This is a genomic window from Mesorhizobium sp. M7A.F.Ca.CA.004.12.1.1 (genome assembly GCF_003997835.1).
Taxonomy (GTDB): domain Bacteria; phylum Pseudomonadota; class Alphaproteobacteria; order Rhizobiales; family Rhizobiaceae; genus Mesorhizobium.
The window spans coordinates 1-4659 of sequence record NZ_RZRK01000490.1; the positions used below are offsets into that span (position 1 = coordinate 1).

Sequence of the window (4659 nt, forward strand, 5' to 3'; positions counted from 1 at the left end):
TTGATCATGAGCGCCGGCGACGCCAACCAGGTTCCGGCCGGCGGCGCGCTGGCCGTCGATCGCGACGGGTTCGCCGACGCAGTGACGAAAAAGCTCGAAGCACACCCGCTGATCACCATCCAGCGCGAGGAAGTGCCTGGTCTGCCGCCGGCGGATTGGGACCAGGCGATCGTCGCCACGGGCCCATTGACCGCCCCCGGGCTTGCCCAGTCGATCGCGGAAGCGACCGGCGCCGATGCGCTCGCCTTCTTCGACGCCATCGCGCCAATCGTCCATTTCGACACGATCGACATGGATACCTGCTGGTTCCAGTCGCGCTACGACAAGGTCGGGCCAGGCGGCACCGGCAAGGACTACATCAATTGTCCTATGGACAAGGACCAGTACCTTGCCTTCGTGCAAGCGCTGGTCGACGGCCAGAAAACCGAATTCAAGCAATGGGAAGGCACGCCCTATTTCGACGGCTGCCTGCCGATCGAGATCATGGCCGAGCGCGGCGTCGAGACGCTGCGCTACGGGCCGATGAAACCGATGGGGCTGACCAACGCGCACAATCCGACCGTAAAGGCCTATGCCGTGGTGCAGCTGCGGCAGGACAATGCGCTGGGCACGCTCTACAACATGGTCGGTTTCCAGACCAAGTTGAAGCATGCCGAGCAGGTGCGGGTGTTCCGCACCATTCCGGGTCTCGAAAACGCCGATTTCGCCCGCCTCGGCGGCCTGCACCGCAACACCTACATCAACTCGCCGACCTTGCTCGACGCTTCGCTGCAACTGAAGTCGCGGCCCGGCCTGCGTTTCGCCGGCCAGATCACCGGGTGCGAAGGCTATGTCGAAAGTGCCGCGATCGGTCTGCTTGCCGGCCGCTTCGCCGCAGCCGAGCGTCTCGGCCACTCACCGTCCCTGCCGCCGCTGACCACGGCCTTCGGCGCCCTGCTCAACCACATCACCGGCGGCCACATCGTCTCCGATGACGAACCGGGAAAGCGCTCCTTCCAGCCGATGAACGTCAATTTCGGCCTGTTCCCGCCGGTGGAGGCGCCGAAGACCGAAGGCAAACGCATGCGCGGCAAGGACAAGACCGTTGCCAAGCGCCATGCGATCACGTCGCGTGCGCAGGCTGATTGCCGAGAATGGCTAGGGCTGCCGGCACAAGCGCAAGCCGCCGAGTAGTCCATGGCCAAGCACTCCGAGCTGCACCAGCTTCTGCCGTCGGACCTGCCGCCGAGTGGCGAACCTTTCGCCGGCGACTACGAAATTTGCTGGAGCATCTATGTCAGATGCACCAACCTGCGGAAGCTGCGCGAAGTTCATATACCCGCTATCGAGGCGCTAATAGGTCAGCCTCACGGGGGCCAAGGTTGGCTGTACGAAAATGAAAATTACAATGAGAACCGCGATCGAAGCTTGAAGAGAATCATTGCCGTTCAGCCTGTCGAAGGTCCCTACAATGACCGGCTAATTCTGGATTTCATGAAAGCGATCTATTCGCTGTCATCCTTCTGGGCGATCCAAACCCGTCTGGATCCCTCACATCCTCATGGCGTCTACCTCAGTGCACGATTCACGCAGGAGGCTCCCAGCTCGGAGGCGCCGGCTATCGTCGACGCGCTGGTTGAGTTCGAAGCCAATTTTACAGATTTGGGGGGCCGTGAATTCGGCCGGCATTTCGGCACAACTCGGCGCATTAGCGCCACCATGCCGGATGGTTCGGAAGCCGGCCGGGCGAAACCCAGGCGCTAGGACCTCATCGTTGGCCGCACGGATGAAGCAGGATACAATCCTACTTGCGGTCCAATGGGAGCCGTTCCATGGAATTCGCCGAGAAACTTTCTGTCACAGTCACGCCAGCAATGGCCCGCCTTATCCGCCAAAAAGTCGAAGACGGCTCTTTCGGCTCGGCGAGCGAAGTCATCCGCGCGGCGCTCCGGGCCTTCCAGCGCGAGGAAGAGGAGCATGCCGAGCGCCTAGCCGCGATCCGGGCCAAGATAAAGGCTTCGATCGAAGATACGCGTCCCGCTGTTCCGCTGGATCACGCCATCGCGCAAGTGACGGAACGAATCGCGCAATTGGCGTACGACAGCGATGACGACGGACCCTCCTGACATAAGAAGTTCTACTCGGCGGGCTCGCCACCCACGCTTGGCAATCCCGGCTTCCCCGCCTCAGCAGGATTTCGCCTGACATAGGCAGCCTTCAAACTCTCCGAAGTCTCGCGCGAGCCGTCATGGCTCCACCCTGGCGGCTTGATCAAGTAGTTGATGCGGTCGCGCACCGTCAGCCTTGGCACAAACGCATCCCTGAACATGCCGATCCATTCATGGAACGCCACTTTCAGTGGATTGAAGGTGCCGAGGTTCCTGACGATGCCATAGCGCGGCCGGTCTTCTTCCAACTCTCCGACGAAGGTGCCGAACATGCGGTCCCAGATGATCAGCGTGCCGGCATAATTGGCGTCGAGATAGCGCGGATTGGTGGCGTGGTGGACGCGGTGGTGTGAGGGCGTGTTGAAGACGAACTCGAACCAGCCCCACATCTTGCCGATCGTCTCGGTGTGGATCCAGAACTGCCAGACGAGGTTGAAGCCGAAGGTGAAGGCAATCACCGCCGGATGGAAGCCAAGCAGCACCAGCGGCGCCTGCAAAACGAACATGAAGGTGAACAGGCCGGTCCAGTTTTGCCGCAGCGCCGTCGATAAATTGTAGTGCTGGCTGGAATGATGGTTGACGTGTTCGGCCCACACCCAGCGCACCCGGTGCGCGATACGGTGATAGACGTAGTAGCGCAAATCATCGAGCAGGAAGGCGGCCAGGAACACCCAGACCGACAGGCCGAGATTGAAGATGCGGAACTGCCAGAGCCACAGCAACGCCCAGTAGGACACGACGCCAAGCAGCAGCCCGGCAACGACATTGCCGGTGCCCATCATCAGGCTGGTCAAGGTGTCGCGCGTTTCGAACGAACCCTTGGCGCGGCCGGTGCGCACCAGCCAAAGCTCGATCAGGATCGCGACCACGAAGAACGGAATGGCCAGTTGGGTGACTTGCGGGAAATTGTAGCTGTCCATCATGCGGCCGCCCCAGTGGAATTCGAACGTTGCTGCTCAAGCGCTTTCAGCAGGCCCTGCGCATCCGTTGAGCTGGCAAAGCGGAAGCGGCCGCCCTTCCAAGTGAAGTCGGCGAGCCGCAGCGAAACCGTGTTCGCCCCTCCGGCGTTCAAAACCATGACATCTTGAGGTGTGACGATGCGGGTCAAGAAGCAATCGCCGATGCCGTGAACGATGCCGATGCGCCCTCGCCCGATATCCAGAAACGCAGTCCTGGCATCCGCTGTCAGGCGGACTACCGTCGCGATCTCGTCGGGAAAATCCTCAGCGAATCGGCTCACCGCGCGATTGGCACTGCTGAGCGTCGCTATCTTGCTGCCGCCGGTGAAATGCACCGCCGCAACCGACAGCGCGATGCCGAAGGTAACGATCGCCACCAATATGGGTAAGCTCATTCATCTCCTCCGGGCCGGCCTGTTGTCTTCGGCAACAGTTTGGCGCGGGGACGTCTTAACACGATTGACGTTTACGTCAAAGCGCAGGCCAGCCCTTGCTCGCGCGACGCAGCAGCAGCCAATGCCGGCGCAAGGCCGACAGCCGCGCCACGCCTTCGAGCGGCGAACCATTCTCCATCTTGCCGAGGTAGGCACGTGACAGGGCGAGCGGCAGGAATGCCGGACGCAGCGAGACAGGCAAGGTCGGTGCGCCTTGCTCGAAGGCGGAAAGATGTTCCCGTGCCAGCGCCATCATCGCCGCCACCGCGCGTTTGGCGCCGGGTCCGCCATCACCAGCAATGAATTCTTCCGGCGACGATCCCGCCGCCGCCAAAATATCGGCCGGGACAAAACACTGTCCGCGCCGGCGATGCAGCGGCAACAGCAGCAACAGGCCGGTCATCGCCTGCGCACAGCCTGCCCTGCCCGCCAGATCGGCAAAGCGCGGCGCCCCGACGGGATCGAGCACCATCGCCGCAAGCTGGATGAGCGCGGCAGCAGTCTCGCCGCAATAGCCTTCCAGGTCAGTGCGCGACGGCATCGGGTCGTCATAGAGGTCGAAGATGCGTGCATCGAGCATGTTCTCGAAGGCCGGCTTCGGCAGGCCGAACGTCGCTATCGTGGCGTTCAAGGCTTCGGCTGTGGGATGGCCGGCGCCCGCTTCTCCGCCAGCGGCAATGACATCGCGCCACCATTGCAGCCTCACCTCGCCCGGCAGCGCTTCATGGATGCGATCGCGGATTCCTGCGATCTCGGCATTGAAGGCGTAGAGCGAAAACAGCGCGTCGCGCTTGTCGTCGGGCGCGTAGAGCGCGGTCAGATAGCGGTCATGGTCGGCGGCGCGCACCGCGTCCATGACGATTTTGGCATTCTGGGACATGTCAATCGACGGCGATGAGCGCGGCGGCCACGGCGCGCTCTTCCGCCAGAAGGACATTGTAGGTCCGTACCGCGGCACCGGTCGACATCGGGTCGGACGCAATGCCGGCAGCCTTCAGCGCGGCTCGCAGTGCGGCGGGCAATGGCCGGAGATCCCTGCCCATGCCGACCAGCAGGATCTCGACCTTGCCGGCCTCAGCCAGCAGCTTGTCGAAATCCGCCACCGTCAGCACCAGAGGA

The 4659-nt window shown here is 62.4% G+C and carries 7 protein-coding genes; 3 read left to right on the plus strand and 4 right to left on the minus strand.

Annotated elements, in window-relative coordinates:
• The 3 genes from trmFO to EN984_RS23245 form a co-directional block, all read left to right on the plus strand.
• The coding region (gene trmFO, locus EN984_RS23235; protein ID WP_127383968.1) for a methylenetetrahydrofolate--tRNA-(uracil(54)-C(5))-methyltransferase (FADH(2)-oxidizing) TrmFO at positions 1-1173 on the plus strand (1173 nt) is incomplete at its 5' end.
• A 3-nt stretch (positions 1174-1176) separates the two neighbouring features.
• Complete coding sequence (locus tag EN984_RS23240; RefSeq protein WP_127269101.1) at positions 1177-1743, plus strand: hypothetical protein; 567 nt, start codon at positions 1177-1179, stop codon at positions 1741-1743.
• A 68-nt stretch (positions 1744-1811) separates the two neighbouring features.
• Positions 1812-2105, plus strand: a complete 294-nt coding sequence (locus tag EN984_RS23245; RefSeq protein WP_164748858.1) for a type II toxin-antitoxin system ParD family antitoxin — start codon at positions 1812-1814, stop codon at positions 2103-2105.
• Between the two features lie 11 nt (positions 2106-2116).
• On the opposite strand, the gene EN984_RS23250 is transcribed toward EN984_RS23245, so the two are convergent.
• From EN984_RS23250 to EN984_RS23265, 4 genes are all read right to left on the minus strand, one after another.
• On the minus strand, positions 2117-3067 hold the full coding sequence (locus tag EN984_RS23250) for a sterol desaturase family protein (RefSeq protein ID WP_206517173.1): 951 nt from the start codon (positions 3065-3067) through the stop codon (positions 2117-2119).
• Positions 3067-3483, minus strand: a complete 417-nt coding sequence (locus EN984_RS23255; RefSeq protein ID WP_335930813.1) for a hypothetical protein — start codon at positions 3481-3483, stop codon at positions 3067-3069. Before EN984_RS23255 ends, EN984_RS23250 begins: the two co-directional genes overlap by 1 nt.
• A gap of 94 nt (positions 3484-3577) precedes the next feature.
• Positions 3578-4420, minus strand: coding sequence for a phytoene/squalene synthase family protein (locus tag EN984_RS23260; protein WP_164748857.1), 843 nt, complete (start codon positions 4418-4420; stop codon positions 3578-3580).
• A 1-nt stretch (position 4421) separates the two neighbouring features.
• Positions 4422-4659 (minus strand): MTH938/NDUFAF3 family protein (locus EN984_RS23265; RefSeq protein ID WP_245480104.1); only part of this gene is annotated, 238 nt, incomplete at its 5' end.

Bases quoted from the DNA above. Each gene is read 5' to 3' on its own strand.
- EN984_RS23240 (WP_127269101.1), top strand. From the start codon at position 1,177: ATGGCCAAGCACTCCGAGCTGCACCAGCTTCTGCCGTCGGACCTGCCG.
- EN984_RS23245 (WP_164748858.1), top strand. From the start codon at position 1,812: ATGGAATTCGCCGAGAAACTTTCTGTCACAGTCACGCCAGCAATGGCC.
- EN984_RS23250 (WP_206517173.1), bottom strand. From the start codon at position 3,067: ATGGACAGCTACAATTTCCCGCAAGTCACCCAACTGGCCATTCCGTTC.
- EN984_RS23260 (WP_164748857.1), bottom strand. From the start codon at position 4,420: ATGTCCCAGAATGCCAAAATCGTCATGGACGCGGTGCGCGCCGCCGAC.